The sequence below is a fragment of the Algoriphagus litoralis genome, assembly GCF_003259255.1.
Lineage (GTDB): Bacteria > Bacteroidota > Bacteroidia > Cytophagales > Cyclobacteriaceae > Algoriphagus > Algoriphagus litoralis.
Genome location: NZ_QGOL01000002.1, coordinates 733,499 through 752,389, shown reverse-complemented (window position 1 = coordinate 752,389; position 18,891 = coordinate 733,499). Strand labels below are relative to the sequence as shown.

General features: G+C 45.0%; 15 protein-coding genes. 4 read left to right on the top strand and 11 right to left on the bottom strand.

The features are described 5' to 3' along the window. Positions 1 to 3: 3 nt before the first annotated feature. A complete protein-coding gene (locus DK188_RS03225; protein ID WP_111669325.1) occupies positions 4 to 483 on the bottom strand; it encodes a cytidine deaminase in 480 nt (159 codons plus the stop codon). Between the two features lie 118 nt (positions 484 to 601). Between DK188_RS03225 and DK188_RS03220 the strand changes: the two genes are divergently transcribed. After that, positions 602 to 1,933 carry a saccharopine dehydrogenase C-terminal domain-containing protein gene (locus tag DK188_RS03220; protein ID WP_111669324.1) on the top strand — a complete coding sequence of 444 codons (1,332 nt, stop codon included), beginning with the start codon at positions 602 to 604 and terminating at the stop codon, positions 1,931 to 1,933. 76 nt (positions 1,934 to 2,009) lie between these two features. Here the strand turns inward: DK188_RS03220 and DK188_RS03215 are convergent, their stop codons facing one another. The 10 genes from DK188_RS03215 to DK188_RS03170 all read right to left on the bottom strand — a co-directional run bounded on the left by DK188_RS03215 (position 2,010) and on the right by DK188_RS03170 (position 14,197). Further along, complete coding sequence (locus tag DK188_RS03215) at positions 2,010 to 3,071, bottom strand: DUF4249 domain-containing protein (protein ID WP_111669398.1); 1,062 nt, start codon at positions 3,069 to 3,071, stop codon at positions 2,010 to 2,012. A 61-nt stretch (positions 3,072 to 3,132) separates the two neighbouring features. Then, positions 3,133 to 4,200, bottom strand: coding sequence for a DUF4249 domain-containing protein (locus DK188_RS03210; protein WP_232825647.1), 1,068 nt, complete (start codon positions 4,198 to 4,200; stop codon positions 3,133 to 3,135). Then, positions 4,184 to 6,586 (bottom strand): TonB-dependent receptor, encoded by a 2,403-nt coding sequence (locus DK188_RS03205; protein WP_111669323.1) that lies wholly within the window; start codon positions 6,584 to 6,586, stop codon positions 4,184 to 4,186. The genes DK188_RS03210 and DK188_RS03205 overlap by 17 nt, the downstream gene beginning before the upstream one ends. A gap of 125 nt (positions 6,587 to 6,711) precedes the next feature. Then, positions 6,712 to 8,175 carry an IPT/TIG domain-containing protein gene (locus DK188_RS03200; RefSeq protein WP_157963153.1) on the bottom strand — a complete coding sequence of 488 codons (1,464 nt, stop codon included), beginning with the start codon at positions 8,173 to 8,175 and terminating at the stop codon, positions 6,712 to 6,714. A 114-nt stretch (positions 8,176 to 8,289) separates the two neighbouring features. After that, a complete protein-coding gene (locus DK188_RS03195) occupies positions 8,290 to 8,997 on the bottom strand; it encodes a tRNA1(Val) (adenine(37)-N6)-methyltransferase (protein ID WP_111669321.1) in 708 nt (235 codons plus the stop codon). After that, a complete protein-coding gene (locus DK188_RS03190; protein ID WP_111669320.1) occupies positions 8,997 to 9,599 on the bottom strand; it encodes a DUF2179 domain-containing protein in 603 nt (200 codons plus the stop codon). Before DK188_RS03190 ends, DK188_RS03195 begins: the two co-directional genes overlap by 1 nt. Before the next feature lie 76 nt (positions 9,600 to 9,675). Continuing rightward, on the bottom strand, positions 9,676 to 10,845 hold the full coding sequence (locus tag DK188_RS03185) for a CynX/NimT family MFS transporter (protein ID WP_111669319.1): 1,170 nt from the start codon (positions 10,843 to 10,845) through the stop codon (positions 9,676 to 9,678). 153 nt (positions 10,846 to 10,998) lie between these two features. Next, entirely contained in the window at positions 10,999 to 12,030 is a 1,032-nt protein-coding gene (gene hemH / locus DK188_RS03180) for a ferrochelatase (RefSeq protein WP_111669318.1), read from the bottom strand. A gap of 78 nt (positions 12,031 to 12,108) precedes the next feature. After that, entirely contained in the window at positions 12,109 to 13,359 is a 1,251-nt protein-coding gene (locus DK188_RS03175; protein WP_111669317.1) for a cation:proton antiporter, read from the bottom strand. 7 nt (positions 13,360 to 13,366) lie between these two features. Beyond that, positions 13,367 to 14,197 (bottom strand): universal stress protein, encoded by an 831-nt coding sequence (locus tag DK188_RS03170; RefSeq protein ID WP_111669396.1) that lies wholly within the window; start codon positions 14,195 to 14,197, stop codon positions 13,367 to 13,369. 292 nt (positions 14,198 to 14,489) lie between these two features. Here DK188_RS03170 and DK188_RS03165 point away from each other — a divergent pair, with 292 nt between their 5' ends. The 3 genes from DK188_RS03165 to DK188_RS03155 all read left to right on the top strand — a co-directional run bounded on the left by DK188_RS03165 (position 14,490) and on the right by DK188_RS03155 (position 18,887). Then, positions 14,490 to 16,076, top strand: coding sequence for a M14 family metallopeptidase (locus DK188_RS03165; protein WP_111669395.1), 1,587 nt, complete (start codon positions 14,490 to 14,492; stop codon positions 16,074 to 16,076). Positions 16,077 to 16,079: 3 nt separating this feature from the next. Then, the gene (locus DK188_RS03160) at positions 16,080 to 17,825 is read left to right on the top strand and encodes a M14 family metallopeptidase (RefSeq protein ID WP_111669316.1); all 1,746 of its coding nucleotides are present in this window, start codon (positions 16,080 to 16,082) and stop codon (positions 17,823 to 17,825) included. A 270-nt stretch (positions 17,826 to 18,095) separates the two neighbouring features. Beyond that, positions 18,096 to 18,887: an SDR family NAD(P)-dependent oxidoreductase gene (locus DK188_RS03155; protein WP_111669315.1), complete on the top strand. Its 792-nt coding sequence runs from the start codon at positions 18,096 to 18,098 to the stop codon at positions 18,885 to 18,887. The last annotated feature ends 4 nt before the right edge of the window (positions 18,888 to 18,891 follow it).

Genomic DNA, 18,891 nt, shown 5'->3' with positions numbered 1-18,891 from the left:
TGCTTAGGGATTGAAATCGTCAAACTTCAATGGCAACAACTGAGAGATTCCCTTGATCCGATGGACTTTGGCGTCGTTACAAAGTATAAGTAGCGTGATCGGTTTTTGAAATCGATTTTCACATTCGTTAATGGCTTGCCTACACATGCCACAGGGCGATACCTTGGCCCAGACCTCTTCTCCTTCCCGCTGGGCCACGATAGCCAGCATTACAGGAGCTGAACTTGGATAGTTGGCTCCGGCATAACTCAAAACTACACGCTCAGCGCATATTCCGACCGGATAGCTGGCATTTTCCTGATTTGAGGCTTGAAGTACTTCACCGTTTTCCAACAAAACAGCCGCACCCACATGGAAATGAGAGTAAGGTGCATACGCCAATTTGGCCACAGTCTGTGCCCGGGAAAGCAAGGTCTGCTCAATGTAATCCAGCTCGTCAGGAGCTAATTCCTCAATCTCGGAATTCAGATTTATTTTTTTCAATCTAAAGTCAGTTTAGGAAAAACCATACGGTCAAAGTAAGGAATAGTTCTTTAATTCATAGCTATTGCCCTTTTTCAAGCGAAAATTATTCTCAATTTAGCCCTATAAATTGACCCTTATGCAGACTATTTTGATCCTAGGAGCGGGCAAATCCTCCACCTATCTCATTGACTTTTTGGCCGATAGTTGTGCCAATTCGGAGCGGAAATTAATTGTAGCAGATCTGGATTTGGCTTTAGCCAAGTCTAAATTAAAAACCCGAATAAACTGCCAAGCTGAGCAATTGGATTCATCTGACCTAAGTAAGCGAAGAAACCTGATCGCTTCTTCGGATGTGGTGATTTCAATGCTTCCCGCATTCATGCATCCCGATGTCGCCAGAGATTGTCTGGAATTGGGCAAGCACTTTTTCTCCGCATCCTACGAATCTGAAGAAATGCGGCAAATGAAGTCCGATATCGAAGCTAAAGGCCTTTTTTTTCTCAATGAATGCGGTCTCGACCCGGGGATCGATCACATGTCTGCGATGAAGATTATCCATGCTGCCAAAGCCAAAGGGGAAACGATTTTGACCTTCAAATCGTATTGCGGAGGACTTTTGGCTCCCGAGAGCGAAGACAATCCCTGGAAATACAAGTTCACCTGGAATCCTCGAAATGTGGTATTGGCAGGTCAGGGAACGTCTCGATACATCGAAAAAGGCGACCTGAAATATGTACCCTATCACCAGCTTTTCAAACGCTTGGATACAATCAGTTTTCTTGGATTAGGTGATTTTGATGGATATCCCAACCGGGATTCGCTGAGTTATCGTCAGGTTTATGGCTTGGATAATATCCCTACTATGATTCGTGGCACATTGCGCCGGGCAGGATTTTGCAAGGCTTGGGACGTCTTTATCCAACTGGGTATGACTGACGATTCCTTCCAAATGGAGATGCCCGAAAAAACCACATTGCGCCAATTTTTAAATGCTTTTCTCCCGTTTCATGAGGAATTGACAATCGAAGAAAAATTGACAGACCTTATCCAGGATTTGGATTTCCCGACTTTTGAAAAGATCCAATGGCTTGGTTTTTTTGAAAATAGACTGTTACCAAAAACGAAAGGAACCCCTGCCCAGCTGTTACAGGCGATTCTGGAAAAAGACTGGGAACTCCAGCCAGAAGACCGCGACATGATCGTGATGCAGCACTTATTTGAGATTGAGGCTGAAAATGAGGTCAAGAAAATCACCTCCAGTCTAGTCACTTTTGGACAGGATTCCGTCTATACTGCCATGGCAAAAACGGTGGGATTACCGCTTGCCATTGCTGTTGATTTGTTTTTGAAAAAGGAAATCAGACTTACAGGACTTCATGTTCCTGTCTTACCCGAAATCTACGAGCCGATTTTATCAGAATTGGAAAAGTCAGGAATCCAGTTTGAGGAGAAAGTACAGATTGAATAGCATAAGACTTCAAAAAAATCAGAGGAAGTTGACTCCGTAGATCTTTTAGGTTTTAATCTTCAATTATTGCCTTCCTTTAAGGATTCCAATCAACTGGTGGATCTACATTTGCCCAGGCTACTACCCTGCAATCATCGGGAATAGTGGCAGCAATCTGGTTAAAGGTAAGATCGGAGTTATCGATGTAGATTCGTCTGGATGATTCGCCTGCTGCCATAAAATACCCCAACACCACTTCTTCCGGATTATCTAGACTGATCATATTGCCACGGATGGTGGCAGGAGGCGGATCAAAAATGGACCCGCTGATTTCAGCCTGTTGTTTTACCAAACGAAGAAACCGATAGGCTTCCTGACTGATTGCATACTGCCGGAGGTCTACCCGTAATTTATTGACAAATCGAAGTCCATCGTCTTCGATAAATCCTGCAGGAATTCTAGTCGTCAGCCCATTAAAATTATCATCCTGCGCAATGAATAAGCTTTGATTACCGGTAATTTCTGTTCGGTAGCACACCGCACAGCATGGCTTGGGTTCTGGAATTCTATCAGGCTTTTCCGGAGTCGGTCTAGGTGTAAAAAGATCTGGCCTAGTTTCCAATACATAAACTAGTGGACTAATTCTCCAGAAATAAAAGTTGTTCTGATCTGCCGGATCGTTGATTTCAGAGATCAGCTGTACGCCTGACCTTGGGGTAGTCTCCCCTTCTACCGGAACTGTAACTGTATTTAGGTTGATGTTTTCTATTTCTGGCGCGGATTCCACACGTTCGGGCAGCGAGGTATAGACTCTGCCGTCGGCAGTCTGAATCTGCAGGGTATAGGATTTACCGATTTCTGCCCGGAAATCAACAGGAGTAAAATAACTGCCTCGGGCTTCTTGACCTTCTGTCAAAAAAATAATCCTCCCTTCATTGTCTCGAATGACCACAGTAGCTCCAGTCACTGGACGCACCAAGCCTTCAAATACACTGCCGTACGTATCACTTCTGGTCAAAGTGATCGAATGAGGTCCCAGTCCCGTATGAATCAATCCTTCCACGGTCAACAATTGCTGACCCTGAGGTACATCCACCTGATAGGGGTCGATGCAGGCCATCGGTAAGAAAAGAAGAAGATAGAAGAATCTTTTCAGCATAGATGCTTGAAATTGAGACCGGAGGATTAACGGCTTACCTAGGTCTTTATTTTCGTTTTGATTAAGGATTCCAATCAAAAGGTGGATCGACAACAGCCCCAAAAACCGTTCTGCAGTCGTCAGGGATCGTACCCGGAATTTGACGGAAGGTTAAGTCTGATTTATCGATATAAATCCTCCGAGTAGATTCGCCAGCAGCCATAAAATACCCCAAGACTACCTCATCGGGATTATCCAAACTGATCATATTTCCTCGGATCGTAGCAGGAGGAGGATCAAAGATGGAACCGCTTATCTCGGCCTGCTGCTTCACCAAACGTAAGAAGCGATAGGCCTCCTGGGAAATCGCGTATTGCTTCAAATCAGCTCTAAGTTTATTGACAAAACGAAGGCTATTATCCTCGATAAAGGCAGCAGGAATACGGGTGCTCAAACCATTAAAATTATCATCCACCGCAATAAACAGACTCTGGTTACCCGTAACCTCAGTTCTGTAACAAATGAAGCAGCAATCCTTTGGTGCAGGCGTACGGGTCTCCCTGTCAACAAAAAGGTCAGGTCTCGCCTCAAGAACATGGGTAATTGGACCAAGTCTCCAGAAGTAGAAGTTGTTTTGATCCGCCGGATCGTTGATTTCAGAAATCAGCTGAACTCCAGATCTTGGTGTAGTCTCGCCCTCTACCGGAACTGTAATCGTTTTGATTGAGATGTCTTCAATCTCAGGAACCGATTCAACGCGTTCGGGCAGGGAGGTATATACTTTTCCATCGGCAGTTTGAATCTGCAGCGTGTACGATTTGCCGATTTCGGCACGGAAACCCGAAGGCGTAAAATAACTTCCTCTAGCTTCTTGTCCCTCTGTCAAAAAGATGATTTTGCCTTCATTGTCTCGAACGACAACCGTGGCTCCAGTCACAGGACGAACCAAACCTTCAAACACACTTCCGTACGTATCGCTTCTCGTCAAGGTGATCGCATGCGGTCCCGGTCCAGTGTGAATTAATCCCTCCACTGTTAGCAGTTGCTGGCCATCAGGCACCTCGACCTGATAGGGGTCGATACAGGCCATTGGCAAAAGAAGTAATAGAAAAACCAGTCTCCTCAGCATCGGGTCAGAATTTAATCGCATAACTCAAACTTGGAAGTGGCACACCCAAAATAGCCAACCGAAGCGCTTGCGGAGGTGAATCCTGCGCATCATCAAAGAATATGGAGAAAGGATTTTTTCTACCATACACGTTCAAGACCGAAAAGGTCCAATCTCCATCAAAGAAGCGTCCTTCACCCTTGAATTTGAAGTTTACTGCCAAATCCAATCGGTGGAAATCTGGGATTCGCTGTTGGTTTCTGGAGTCAAAATAGGCAAGACTGTTTCCCGAATAATCAAATTTTGCTTCTGGGAAAGTGACCGGACGACCTGTACTGTAGGCAAACGTAGCTGAAATAGAGGTATTGGTACTGACTTTATAATTACCAATCAAAGTCAAATCGTGCGGCTTGTCAAAGTTGGAAGCATACCACTCACCATCATTGATGTTTTCCTCCTCAAATGGGGTAATCACTCGGCGAAGAGATCTAGAATAGGTATAAGAAACCCAGCCCGTAAGACGTCCGAGGTTCTTTTTCACATAAAGTTCCACCCCGTAGGCTTGACCTTCTGCGGGAATCAGCTCTGTTTCCAAGTGATTTTGCATGATCAAAGTCGCACCGTCTTTGTATTCCACCACATTTTGAAGGTCCTTGTAATAGACTTCAATCGAAGTCTCGAATATGTTTCCTTTGAAATTATTGTAGAATCCCAAGGAATACTGGTCGGCGATCTGTGGCTCCAAGAAATTGTCACTCAGCTTCCAAACGTCCGTGGGAGCAATCGTCGCAGTGTTGGAGATCAGGTGGATAAACTGATACATTTTATTGTAGCCGAGTTTGATCGAGCTCGATTTGCTAAATGAATATCTGAACGAAGCCCGAGGACCTAATCCATCATAGGTTTGGATCACTTCTCCATCTCCATAGTTTGTCTCGCCAATGGCGCTACCATCGGAAACAGGCTTGTTTTCTTCATATTGCCGGACTACTCTAGGTCCTAAGTACTGATAGGTGTCGTACCGCAAGCCGTATGAAAAGCCGAATTTTTCACCCAGCTCAAACTCATGTTGAAAGTGGACACCAGCCTCTCGACCGGCTTCGTCTTGGACTTTTTGGGGTAAAATCTCTTCACCTGGACCAGTCGGAATGAGTTCTCCCGGTTGAATGGCTACTTGCTTGTACTCACCTCCGAAGACGACCTTGTTGGTTTCGCTGAAATTGTATCCCAAGAAGAGCTTTCCTCCCAAATCCTGAATGCTCGAATTAATGTCAAAATCATTGATCCCGCTTTGATTGAAGATGCCGTAATCATAGCCGGAATAATATCCTAATGCCTCTAAACTCAACTTAGCCGTCAATCTACTTTTCCATTGAAGGGAATGTGCTGTGTTTTTCCAGGAAATGGTTGTATCGGATGCAAAGGCAAAGTCATCATAGCTGGTGTAGTAGCTATAGGTAAATTCATTGTTTTCTGAGATAGGTGCACTGATGACCAGATTCCCGTCATAAAAATTTGCCTGCGAATTCTTAACGGTGGGGTTGCTGAGTGAATTCAAAAACCAGTTGATGTAGGAAATCCTGAATCCACCCAGGATAGAGACTTTGTCCTTAATCAGTGGACCGTTGACCGATAGCTTTCCGGAGTAATTGGAAAGCATCAGATCTCCTCCCCATTTTGCCACGCTGCCCGCCTTGGGAAGAATATCCAAAATGGCTGAACTTCTACCACCGAATTTTGCTGGCACTACAGCTTTATATAGTGTCACGTCATTGACCACATCTGCGTTGAAGGCTGTAAATAGACCAAACATATGCGAGGGATTGTAAATCGGTGCACCTGCAAATTGAATCAGGTTTTGATCAACACCTCCACCACGAACATTCAACCCCGAGGAGGCTTCACCAACTTGGCTCACTCCCGGCAATGTGGCCAAAGACCTTACGATATCTACTTCACCCAAAAATGGAGGCAATTCACGCATGGTATTCATGCTGAGGGTAATTGCTCCCATGTCTGTAGATCGGATGTTTTTCTCCGGATCTCTACCAAAGATCACCACATCGTCCAACTGGAAGTCTTCCTGTAGCATCCGAATAGAAATCCTTCCATCACCTACTGCTGTAATGGGATAATCTATCGTCTCATATCCTACATATCGGAATTGAATGTTGTATTCGGCTCGGTCCAGAATAAGCTCAAAGGCGCCGTTGTTATCCGTAATTTTGGTAATCTCTAATTCCGGAACGGTAACCGTAGCGCCTACCAATGCCTCTCCAGAAATCTCATCGATGATCCGGCCGGATATTTTAATCCCCTTGAGCTGTCCGATATCTCTACCGATGACTTCCCTTTTGGTGGGTGCAGTGGTCTGCGCCCAAGCTCCTTGTCCCATCAAAAAGAGAAAAAGCAGTAAAATTTTTTTCATGTGGTTAAAGTTCAATTTTGTTGGTCACCTCAAATCCTCCTGACTTCCATGCGATGGATACCTCTAGGTCGATAGCCAATCCACTATTCGCCATTTTACTCAAGCTGGATTTCATCGGTTTGGAATTAAATGCCATTGGGATCAAATCTGTAAAGCTCCATGGCAAGTGTACCGGCAATAGACTCTTCCGGCGCTCTCAGAATATAGATCTGACCTTCTGAGGTGAAATAGCCTACATTGATGCTTTGTGGCAATCCTGGGATAAAATTTTTGGCCTTCCAAGCACCTGTACTCAAATCCAGCTCCCAAAGCTGCTCTACCCGCCGATATAGTCCGATGTACACTTTGTTTCCGATGACTTGAGCCATACCATACCCATTACCCAGAGATCCAGGATAGGAGGCAAATACCCGCCATGAATCATTAATGGGTTCATATTCCCAAATAGAAGAATCGGCAGCAACGAAATAGGCCTTGTTTGCATAGGTAAACCACGCCAGGCTATTCGAGAGATCAATTGGCGTTGTGGACTGGGTCGTCCATGTTTGAGTACCCGGATTGTATTTCCGGATACTTCTGGATCCGACTCCAGATCCTCCTGCCAGATACAATTGTCCGTTAAGTTCAAAGGCTAAGGAATTAAAGCTATTGGTCGGCAAATCAGGAAGCTTGGTAAATGTGCTTCCGTTTATTTTCCAAAAATCACGTCTAAATTGAAATACATCCCGGTCAATTTCGATGGCTCCACCTCCTAAATAATTGGATGTCGCAAAGGCTCCTTCCCTGCTTTCCGAAGGAAAACTTACTTCTGTCCAAGTTCCGGATTGAGGTTCAAATCGCTGGAATCCCTGGAAATATCCGGCACCCAATCGAAGTACACCAAGACCAACATGAAACCCATTTGGGTTAGCAAAAAAGACGTTTTCATAGATTCGCTGCCCTCCAGGAAACTGGCCCAGCAGGGTATACTTGCCTGATTGGTATTCAAAAGGCTGACTGAATTCCAAGGTCAAATCCTGGATCTGCACCCGGATTTTTACGACTGGCTCGCCAGCAGCTTCGGGAATTCTCACCCGTAGCCTCGATTCAAAAAAATTCTGAAGTACAGTAGCCTCTTGGGTCCCAAAAAATACTCGGGTACCTTCAGGGAAATTCCTGCCTTCTATTATGATTTCTTGTCCGACTCGGGCAAAAGATGGTGCATAAGACTCAATGATCGGGGTTAGCGTTTTGATCTGGACAGCCTCTCCCAGTAAGTCCACCCCGTCTACAGTTGCAAAGGCCCTTACAAAGTAATTCTGATCGATGGTCAGGCCATCCGCCTCTCCAATAAACCTACCTGGGCCTTCTTTTGTGCCCAATGAAACAATAACGGGGGAAGCGAAATTTTCACTTGTGGAAACTTGGAAACCGTGGTCGGATGCAGAAATGGGCTGATCGGTGATCAACCTGCCCAATGCTCTGACCTTTTCTCCACTGACGAATACCACTTCCTCAGTGGTAACCACGAGAGTGGAATCTTCCTCTTGGGTACAAGCCCCTCCGGCCAAAAGCATCAAAATGATACCCAGTGACAGTAATCTTTGCATGAAATCGTGGTAGTAGTTGCGGTCAAAAATATAAAAAAGCAGGTGTAATTCAACAGAAGGGAAAAATTGTCCTGACTTTTTATCAAAAATCAAAAATAAAGTATCCCACTTTTCTCAAAAACCCAATAAAAATCCTGTTAGAAGACGCATATAAGAACCTGAATACTGAGAATCCGCATCTTTCAGTACCAATTCCACTTCTTTTTTACCCATACTTTGAAAACTAAATTCACAAATCTCCCTGTGAACTGGTTTGGTTTCCTGGTCTTTCACTCGGGTTGTAGCGTTAAGATTTAGACCGGCCTTTTCTGCCAAATCCACTAGTATTTTCATTTGCCTTGGCGGTAAAATCACCCAAAAACTTCCTTCTTCGGAAAGCTGTGCACTTGCATTGTTGATTAACTCTTCAAAGGACAATTCATCGGTATGTAGTGCCTTGTTTCGCTTTGCATCTGGTGATTTCAGATGATCTGGAAAAAAAGGAGGATTGCTCACGATTAGGTCAAATTTCTCATCAACTGAAAAATCTTGAAACCGACCTTGAAGCAGTATTAGCCGATCCGAAAATTGGCTTTCTTCGAAATTTTCCAAAGCCTGAGCGGCAGCGTCTTCGTCCAGTTCTATTGCCGTCACCTTTGCCTGTGGAAATCGCTGCGCCAGCATCAACGCAATGACTCCAGTTCCGGTGCCGATATCGAGAATCCTTCGGGGATTCGAAACCTCTGCCAAACCTCCCAGTAAGACCGCATCAGTACTGATCTTCATGGCGCATCGATCCTGATTCACCCGGAATTGCTGAAACTGAAACCAGGAATTGCCCATCAATTGCGCGCTTTACTGAAAAACTTGCTTCGAAATCCTGCACGGTCTTCCATCGTGTTGAGATCGTCCTCTGACACCCGTTTCACACTTTCGATGGTATAGAATGCCTTTTCATCTACCTCTTTTACTTTATTGATAAACTCCTGGAGCGTATCACGTTTCATCACCGTAAAGAGCAGATTTACTTTTCCGAAGCGACCTTCCCCGCCTAAATTGGTGAATCGGTAGTTTTTCATTTTCATAAACTCAAGCAATTCCGGATGCGGTTCAGGAGTAATTACCCGCACCAGCACCCGGCCGATGGCAAGTTTCTCTTCCAGTGCCATCCCTACAAACGTGCCAGTGGCAAATCCTCCAGCATAAGCGATGTAGGAAAGCGGGTTATTCACATTTTGGAAAATCTGACCAATGGCGAGCAGCCAAATCATCGCTTCAAAGAATCCCAAAATCGGCACGATGTTCTTTTTCCCATTCATCATAAACATGATTCGAAGGGTATTGATCGATACGTCTCCAATCCGTGCCAAAAAGATCAAAAGTGGCATCAGCACATAGGTGAGGAGGTTTTCAGAGATTCCGAGAGATTGAAGGAGGTCTTGCATAGGAAGGATAAAAGCTTGCGCAAAAATACCGCTTTTCTCCGGCTTGGGCCTCTAAAATCCTGGGAAACCTATCGAATCAAATTTTTCGATTTCTCCCAGCCGGAAGACCAAATCCAATAAACTGCAGCGTCATGAGCAGCAAAAACCAGATCAGGATGTTCCAATTGTCAAATAGATCCAGAGAAATTCCAAATACCAATGGACCCAGAGCAGCCAAAACATATCCCGCAGACTGCACCATTCCCGAAAGCTTGGCAGTCGTCAAATCCTCGGCTGTTCTCAGCGAAATCAACGTGTATGCAATACTCAAGCTCGCACCGCTTCCAATCCCGATAATGGTCAACGCCGCGAAAGCGATGACTTCATTGTAGATGAAAAGTGCGCTATACCCAACCAAATATCCGATTCCGACTACAAGAATCACGTTAGATTGTTCCTTCAGCTTGATCAATAGATTGGGCACAAAAAAAGTCCCGATCAGTGAAATCACCTGCATGTACGAAAGCGCAAGTCCGGCCCTCACGGGACTCATCCCCCGAGCGATTAACATATCTGGCAACCAAGTCACCATGGTGAAATACATCACAGACTGCGCCCCCATAAAGAGTGTCACCTGCCAGGCAAGCTTGGATTTCCAGACATTTTTGGCCTCGAGAAGATCACCTTGGTGACCGGCCTTCCGACTGCTCAGCTGCGGGATCCATACCACTAAAGCTAAACCCATCAAAATCACCCAGGAAGCCAGCGAACCTCGCCAGCCTAATCCTAAATCCACTGCCAGAGGCACACTGATACCGGATGCAACAGCCGCAAAGAGTGACATCCCTGTGGAAAGAATCGCCGTCATCAGACCTATTTTTTCGGGAAGTTTTGCTTTGAAAAAGGGAATCATCAGCACGTTGGCGATCACGATCCCGATCCCGGTGAGGGCGGTTCCGATATACAGCAGCTCGATTCCTCCAAGTACCCGGACCACTACCCCGATGGCTAAGAGAAGAATTCCCAGAAAAATCGCTCTGCCATGGCCAATCTTTTTGCCAATACTGGGAGCAAAAAGAGAAAATATAGCGAATGTCAATAACGAAAGCGTCGTCAAAAATCCTGCAAGTCCATTGGAAATCTCCAAATCTTCCCGAATGAAAGGAATCAATGGCCCCACTGACGCAATGGAAGTCCTCAAATTGATCGAAATGAGAATGATTCCGAGGATTAGAAATGCTTGGTTAGGTTGATGGCGATTTTGCAAGGGTAGGTAAAATACGAGTTACGAAATACGAATTACGGGCTTTTCCTCACACTTGATCCCCATTTACAAAATTGTCATTAAAGGGAAATGAAATTTGAGAATCAAATAGAAGTTCTCAAATACCTCCAATTTCGCACCTCGAATCTCTCAAATTCAAGCTCTACTTTCCACCAAATCCTTCACACAATCTACCCAAGTGTCATTTGAGTTGAGACTTGGCACCAGATCCCAATGCTCTCCACCCAATTCTTCAAACTGCTCTTTGTATTCTTCACCCACTTCCACAGTCGTTTCCAAGCAATCGGCCACAAATGCCGGTGAGAAAACCAGCACTTTTTTCACGCCTTCTTTTGCCAATTCTTTGATCGTATCCTCTGTGTAGGGCTTGATCCAAGGATCTTTGCCTAATCTGGACTGGAAGCAAGTCATGACCTTTTCCTCCGGCAGTCCCAGTTTTTCGGCTACCAGTCTTGTGGTCTGAAAACACTGCGCCCGGTAGCAAAACTGATTTTTCAATCCATATTTGTTGCAGCAGGCACCGAGCTGACAGTAGCCTTCGACACTTCCTTTTCGGATCTGCCGCTCTGGAAGTCCATGATAGGAGAAGAGGTATTTATCGTAATCGTGCTTTTGCATCGCTTCCCGACCCAACTCAGTCCAAGCTTCCAGGAAAAGTGGATGGTCGATGTAATTGCTCACAAAAGTAATCTCAGGAATAATCTGCCATGTTCTAGCGATTTCCATCACTCGATCGATCACAGAACCATTGGTAGCGGAAGCATATTGAGGAAAAAGAGGAAGAACAATTATTTTTTTGACTTTGGCTTTCATCAGTTCTTCCAAGCCCTTTTCGATGCTTGGATTCTGATAGCGCATCGCCATGGCCACAAGATACTTTTCAGGATCCAGCTTTTTGATCAGTTTTTCTTTGAGATCCTGGGTGTGAAAAAGCAAAGGCGACCCACGATCGGTCCAAAGTTTACGGTATTCACCGGCGGACTTTGGTGCACGGAATGGGGCAATGATGAGATTGACGAGCATCCATCGAGGGATAAACGGAAAATCGATCACTCGTCCGTCCATCAAAAACTCCCGAAGGTATTTCCGAACATCCCCTGTCTTGGTACTGTCTGGAGTACCTAGGTTGACGAGCAGCACGCCGATTTTAGCAGAATTTTTAGCCATTAAACTGGTATTTTTTGCTTTTAGAAGCCCAAAAATAGCTGCTTTGTTTGGTTTGTCCTGATTGAAATTCCAAATGACTCATTTGGACTTGGTAGCAAAATTCAATTTCTCAGCCCAACCCATCAATGGCCCTGAGACAATACTGGAAAGAAGCGCCAGAATCACCAATCCTATGAACAGGGATTCTGAGACCAGCCCATTTTCCAATGCAATGAGTCCCAAAATAATATCCATACTGCCTCTAGCGCTCAGCCCAAAGCCTACGACCATAGAGGTATTTCGCTTCAACCCTGCAAAACGGCTTCCGATATAGGCCCCAAAATACTTCGTCAAAAAACCTACGATCACCACCACCCCTACGACTCCAGGATCAAAACCCTCGATAAAATTGACCTTGAGACCTATCGAAACAAAGAAAATGGGCGCGAAAATATTATTGATAAACTGGTGAAGTATTTCCTTTGCTTTCTCTGTCAAATGCTCTGAATCGCCCAAAGCCACACCGATAATAAATGCTCCGAAAATGGCATGAATTCCAATAAACTCGGTGAATGAGGCCGCGAGAAAGCAAATAGCTAGAGATAAAGACAACAAGCCTCCCGGCCAGGCCAAATTCTTGTTGGTCCAAGGCAGTACTTTGTTAATCAGCCCCTTGCCCAGAGTCAACATGAATATAGTGAAGAATAGCGTCAGTCCGATCGTCGGCCAAACTCCCAACCCTCCACTTCCTGATTCGGAAAGTGAAAGAATCACCGAAAAAACTATCCACCCCACCACATCCACTACCATCGCTCCAGCAATGATCAGAAGTCCTGTACTGGTCTTGAACAGGTTAAGATCCATCAATATTCGGGCTATCACTGCCAATGCTGTAATGGAAATCGCCAAACCAAAGAAAGTGGACGCCACAGCTCGGTCATTGATATTAACTCCGAGAAATTCAGGAAATGCATAGGCAACCACAAAACCCGCTATGATCGGAAGGGCCATGGAAGCCAAGGCGATCTTCAGCGCATTTTTGCCCTGACTCCAGACCACCTGGAGCTCGACTTCAATGCCTGCTATAAATAACAAAAGGACCACCGCGATCTGGACAAAACCATCTAGCGCGATATTGGTCATTTCATGATTAGCAAATAGACTCTGGAAGAAATCCGGAAAGAGTGAGCCAAAAATGGTAGGTCCAAGGATAATTCCTGCAATGATTTCACCCACGACAGCGGGTTGTTTGAGTTTTCTGGCTATCTCAGAAAACACTCTTGCCATGATGAGCATAGCAGAAAGCTGAAGTAGGAGATTAATAACCTCCTTATGGTTTAATGTTTCCATGGAGATATTATTTCTTAATAATTAAAAGATTGCAAGGAAGAGTACTGAGCAACTCTTCCAAATCGTGGGGAAAAATCCGATCAAAAAATGTCAAACTTCGATCATCTCCGACGATTAGTAGGTCGGCATTGATCTTCTCACAATACTTGGCTAGTTCAGCAGCCCACTTTCCTCCCGTCACTTTGATGTTGATTTTCAGCCCTTCTTTGTCAATTTCTTTAAGAATATCTTCTACGTAGGTGATCTCATCCTGAACCAACTTCCTACGGGTGATCGAAGCCTCATCTTCAGTCCCTTCGCTGGCTGTCCCCATCAGCAGCCCATACATCTTGATTTCATTGAGAATAGAAATTTGCTTTGCTTCTAGCGTTTTACAGAATTCAAGTCCTTGCCGGATGACTTCAGGAGTAATATCCAGCTGGGTTCCGTTGATCACTACCTTGTCATAATTGGATGTCTCTACCGAAGGTTCGATCAAGGTTAGGACAGAGCAACTTGCCTTCCGAATTACTTTTCGGGCCACTGAGCCTAGGTAGTAGGTCATGAAACCCTCGCTTTTCAAAGCTCCCAGCATCAATAGATCGACATTTTCCTGTTCACAAGCTTTCAGGATCATTTTCGCTGGCTTACCATCTGTCCAGATGGTGGTAACAGCCTCAGTGTCCAGCCCATGCTGCACGATGATTTCGGATAATTTTGCTTCGAGCTCTGGAGTTTTTATCCCCACATGAATCAATATAAGCTCTGATTTGAATTGGGAAATCAATTTTTTGGCCTCGGCGATCAAGGCCTCCATTCTTGGGGAAAAAGCGATAGCAAGAGCAATTTTCTGAAACATGGGAATCTGCTTATTTTTCTTAAATACGGCATTTTTGATCAAAGCACAAACCCCAATTTGATTCCAACTGCTTATCCAGTCCGGTATCGGCTTGAGTCTGATTCCTTTTCCTTTCCATACCCTTTAAAATTTCATTTCACTTTGGGGCGAAAATTTAGAGCATTCGATATGGCCGTTAAAAACCAAATTCTACACCTATGAAATATCAACGCATTGTTTCTTGCCTTTTTTGGCTAAACTTCCACCGGAATTGAATTTCTTCTATCAGAAAAAACCCGAAACAAATTTCACTATGCGAAAATTATTACTCACCGGGCTATTGCTGGGAAGTTTGATCTGTAGCGATACCTTCGCCCAGTCAGATTATCCCACTCTCAGTCAGGTCAGCCAGCGGCTCCAAAAGCTCAGTAGCAATGCCTCCGTGGAGCTCAAAACCCTTACAAAAACAGCGGGAGGCAAAGACATCGTAGTTCTCAAAGTAGGTACCGGCGCAAAAGACCAAAAACCCGCCATTGCCGTAGTAGGTGGAGTCGAGGGATTCCATGTGCTCAGCGTGGAGCTTGCTCTCCAGTTTGCCGAAAAGCTCGTATCCGAAAACAGCAGCGCGCTGGAAAAGACCACCTTTTACATTTTTCCCAACATGTCTCCGGATGCCTACGAGCAATACCATGCAGCGCTGAAATATGAGCGCAGAGGCAATGCAGTGGCTATGGACCATGATCGTGATGGAAAGGCCGGAGAAAACGGCTATTCTGATCTCAACGGTGACGGCATGATCACCTGGATGCGGGTCGAAGATCCGATGGGCGAATGGACCCTGTCTAAAGACGATGAACGCGTCCTAGTAAAGGCAGACCGAGCCAAAGGTGAAGCCGGTAAGTATCGAGTCTACAAGGAAAGCAAAGATGACGACAAAGACGGGGAGTTTGCAGAAGATCTTCAAGAGGGCACTGCTTTCAACAAATCTCTGACGTACAAATTCCCGGTATTTCAGCCATTGGCAGGTGATATTCCGGTATCCCAATTGGAAAGTAGAGCCTTGCTGGATTACCTTTTCGAACAGTGGAACATTTTTGCTTTTGTAACTTTTTCACCGGCAAACAATCTGAGCACTCCGCTGAAATACAATGCCGGCGATGCCAAAAAGAGAGTCGTCACTTCAATCCTTGAAAAAGATCAGACAATCAATGCAATGATCTCAGGCATCTACAATGAGACGGTTTCCCAAAAAGCCTTCCAGCAAAGCAATCAGGGTACTGATGGTGATTTCTTCCAGTGGGCGTATTTCCACTTTGCCAGACTCAGCTTCAGTACTCCTGCTTATTGGACTCCTGAGTTCAAAGGCAAGACCAATCCAGAGGTCAATTATCTCGCTTGGGCTGATTCTCTGGGCTGGAATTCATTTGTCCCTTGGACAGAGGTGAAACACCCTGATTTCCCAAATCAAAAAGTGGAAGTGGGCGGCATCAAACCTTTTGTATTGGTAAATCCTCCCTTTGAAAAAGTAGGAGAAATCGCAGCTGAGCATACCTCCTTCATACTGAAACTGGCTGAAATGCAGCCAAAACTGGAGTTTCACAATCTGAAAACCGAATCATTGGGAAATGGTCTGACTCGGGTCACTGTTGATCTGTTTAACAATGCACCACTTCCAACTCATTCAGAGATGGGAGTAAGATCCCGATGGCTGAGGCAGATCCGCATCGATATCGATGCTGCCAAAGACAATCTTGTCTCTGGAGATAAAATCAAACTGGTAGAATCCATGGAAGCCTACGAAAAGGCCACCCTGAGCTGGATCATCCGTGGATCTGGCAATATCACAATCAAAGCCGGTGCTCCCCATACAGGATTCGTAACCCAAACAGTAAAATTCTAAGCCATGAAGAACCTAAAAACAACAAAACTAATCGTTGCCTTGGCTTTGAGTGCTTGCTTTCTGGGCGCTTTTCAAGCCGAAGCTCAACAGGAAAATTATTTTCGTGCGATCGGTTCCCCGCATAAGCCTAAAGTAGAAATTGCCTGGAATCGCTACTATAGCTCCGAAGGTCTTTGGGACTGGATGAAAAAAATCGCAGCAGCGCATCCAAACCTCGCCAAAATCGAATCAATCGGTAAATCTTACGAGGGACGGGACATCATGACCTTGACTATCACGGATTTTTCCACAGGAAAAGATACCGAAAAACCTGCTATGTGGATCGATGGAAATATCCACTCCAATGAAATCCAAGGCGGGGAATTTTCGCTCTATGTGGCTTGGTACCTGACCGAGATGCATGCTGACAATGAGTTTATAAAGCAACTGCTGAAGGATAAGACCTTCTACATCACCCCTACAATTAATCCTGACGCCAGAAACAACTTCTTCAAAGAACCCAACACCGCCAACTCTCCACGATCTGGTATGATCGTATTGGATAATGACGGAGACGGTCTAGCCGGAGAAGATATGATGAATGATCTCGATGGTGATGGGCATATCACGATGATGATCCGCAAGTCACAGACAGGCCGATTCATCAAAGATCCCTTGGATCCTCGCAAACTGATGGCCGTAGGACCAGATCAAGTCGGTGAATACGAAATGCTGGGACAGGAAGGCATGGACAATGACGGCGACGGTGAAGTCAATGAGGACGGAATCGGCTACTATGACCCCAATAGAGATTGGGGCTGGAACTGGCAGCCAGACTATATTCAGCGGGGTGCGCTTAGGTATCCATTTACTTTACCTGAAAACAGATCGGTGATGGAGTTTGTCATGAAGCATCCCAACATCGCCGGAGCCCAGAGTTTTCACAACTCCGGAGGGATGATCTTGAGAGGTCCGGGTGCAGAAGAGGATGTCAACACCTACAATCGGGAAGATATCCGCATCTACGATGCTATCGGAAAAAAGGGAGAAGAAATGATCCCTGGCTATAGATACCTCACCGTGTACAAAGATCTGTATTCAGTATTTGGTGGAGAATTGGATTGGTTTTATGGAAACAGAGGAATCTTCACCTACTCCAATGAGCTGATGGTATCGTACTTGTACTTCAATAAAGAAGCCGGTCGAGGCAATCAGGATGAGCAACTCAAAGTAGATCATTTGTTGACTTTTGGTGATGCATTTGTCCCCTACAAGGAATTCAATCATCCGCAATTTGGGACAGTGGAGATCGGTGGGTTCAAGAAGAACTTTGGTCGGGCTCATCCAGGATTCCTTTTAGAGCAGGATGCGCACCGCAATGCAGCTTTCACCATTTACCATGCTTATCACACACCTAAACTCTCGGTGATGGATGTGAAGGAAGAGGATCTGGGAGGAGGATTGAAGGCCATCACGGCGACCATTTTCAATGAGCGAATGATGCCAACCCACGCCAGTCAGGATTTGAAACATAAAATCGAAAGACCGGACTATGTGACCATCGCTGGCGCAAAAGTAGTGGCTGGCTTCGTGGTAGAGGATGAGGACATGAAGAAATTCAAAGAGCAAAAATCTTCACCTGAGAAAATAGCTGTGGAAAATATCCCAGGGATGAGTGCGGTTAAAGTAAAATGGATCGTGTCTTCCGGATCAAACTACAGCATCACCGTGGATTCCGCCAAAGGTGGAAAAGCAAGCTGGAAGAAGTAATATATTGATATTCAATACCTAGAACATCCCACTGGATCAGACCAGTGGGATTTTTTGGTTTTATGAGGAAATTAAAATTTTGAAAAGCACATCATTTGCAGCCAGAACTAGATTAAAAACTATTATTTGGCTGCACTTTTTACATTTTGGAGCCAAAACTATTACCTTCTTCAGCTAGTGAAGAATGATTTGCTACCTAACAAAAAACCATTTCTACCAATAGATTCTCCATTTAGGATTATATTCATAGGACACCAGCCATAATCAAATATGAAACACAGCAATCAAGTCGTTTGGATTACAGGTGCCTCTTCTGGTTTGGGCAAAGGGATCGCTTTAGAATTCGCATCCCATGGGGCAACTGTAGCCGTCTCGGCACGAAGGAAGGACCTCCTGAATGAAGTAGTAAAGGAAATCGAAGCTAAAGGAGGCAAAGCCAAAGCCTATTTTTGTGATGTACTGGATTCGAAAAGCATCGAGGATTGTGTCTCGCAACTTATTCAAGATTTTGGCAAACTTGACATAGCTGTTGCAAATGCTGGCTATGGTGTTTTAGGCAAAATTGAAGACCTGAATGAATCAGACTGGAATCGTCAACTGGCTGTGAATGTGACTGGATTGGCGCTCACCTGCAAATATGCATTGCCTCATCTTCGAAAAACAAAGGGACGATTGGCATTGATCGGAAGTGTTGCCGCTTTTGTTCCTAACCCAGGTGTTGGTGCATATGGCGCATCCAAAGCAGCTGTTCAAAACATCGGGGAATCCTTGCAAGTGGAATTGAAAGGAAGTGGAGTTTCCTGCACTACGATTCATCCGGGATTTGTAGAAAGTAACATCACAAGGATAGACAACGAAGGTATATTTCACCCCGATCGCCAAGATCCTCGTCCTGCCAACCTGATGTGGTCGACCAACAAAGCAGCTAAAGTGATGGTAAAAGCCATTGAAAGAAGGAAAAAGGTTTTTGTCTTTACAGGACATGGGAAAATTCTCGTGACAATCGCAAAATTTTCTCCAAGCCTGACAAGAAATATCATTGGGAAAATATCTCCCAAATAATTGA

What these genes read in the sequence shown, in the direction of transcription:
- DK188_RS03220 (WP_111669324.1), top strand. Translation starts at nt 602, where the DNA reads ATGCAGACTATTTTGATCCTAGGAGCGGGCAAATCCTCCACCTATCTC.
- DK188_RS03215 (WP_111669398.1), bottom strand. Translation starts at nt 3,071, where the DNA reads ATGCTGAAAAGATTCTTCTATCTTCTTCTTTTCTTACCGATGGCCTGC.
- DK188_RS03210 (WP_232825647.1), bottom strand. Translation starts at nt 4,200, where the DNA reads ATGCGATTAAATTCTGACCCGATGCTGAGGAGACTGGTTTTTCTATTA.
- DK188_RS03205 (WP_111669323.1), bottom strand. Translation starts at nt 6,586, where the DNA reads ATGAAAAAAATTTTACTGCTTTTTCTCTTTTTGATGGGACAAGGAGCT.
- DK188_RS03200 (WP_157963153.1), bottom strand. Translation starts at nt 8,175, where the DNA reads ATGCAAAGATTACTGTCACTGGGTATCATTTTGATGCTTTTGGCCGGA.
- DK188_RS03195 (WP_111669321.1), bottom strand. Translation starts at nt 8,997, where the DNA reads ATGGGCAATTCCTGGTTTCAGTTTCAGCAATTCCGGGTGAATCAGGAT.
- DK188_RS03190 (WP_111669320.1), bottom strand. Translation starts at nt 9,599, where the DNA reads ATGCAAGACCTCCTTCAATCTCTCGGAATCTCTGAAAACCTCCTCACC.
- hemH (WP_111669318.1), bottom strand. Translation starts at nt 12,030, where the DNA reads ATGGCTAAAAATTCTGCTAAAATCGGCGTGCTGCTCGTCAACCTAGGT.
- DK188_RS03175 (WP_111669317.1), bottom strand. Translation starts at nt 13,359, where the DNA reads ATGGAAACATTAAACCATAAGGAGGTTATTAATCTCCTACTTCAGCTT.
- DK188_RS03170 (WP_111669396.1), bottom strand. Translation starts at nt 14,197, where the DNA reads ATGTTTCAGAAAATTGCTCTTGCTATCGCTTTTTCCCCAAGAATGGAG.
- DK188_RS03165 (WP_111669395.1), top strand. Translation starts at nt 14,490, where the DNA reads ATGCGAAAATTATTACTCACCGGGCTATTGCTGGGAAGTTTGATCTGT.
- DK188_RS03160 (WP_111669316.1), top strand. Translation starts at nt 16,080, where the DNA reads ATGAAGAACCTAAAAACAACAAAACTAATCGTTGCCTTGGCTTTGAGT.
- DK188_RS03155 (WP_111669315.1), top strand. Translation starts at nt 18,096, where the DNA reads ATGAAACACAGCAATCAAGTCGTTTGGATTACAGGTGCCTCTTCTGGT.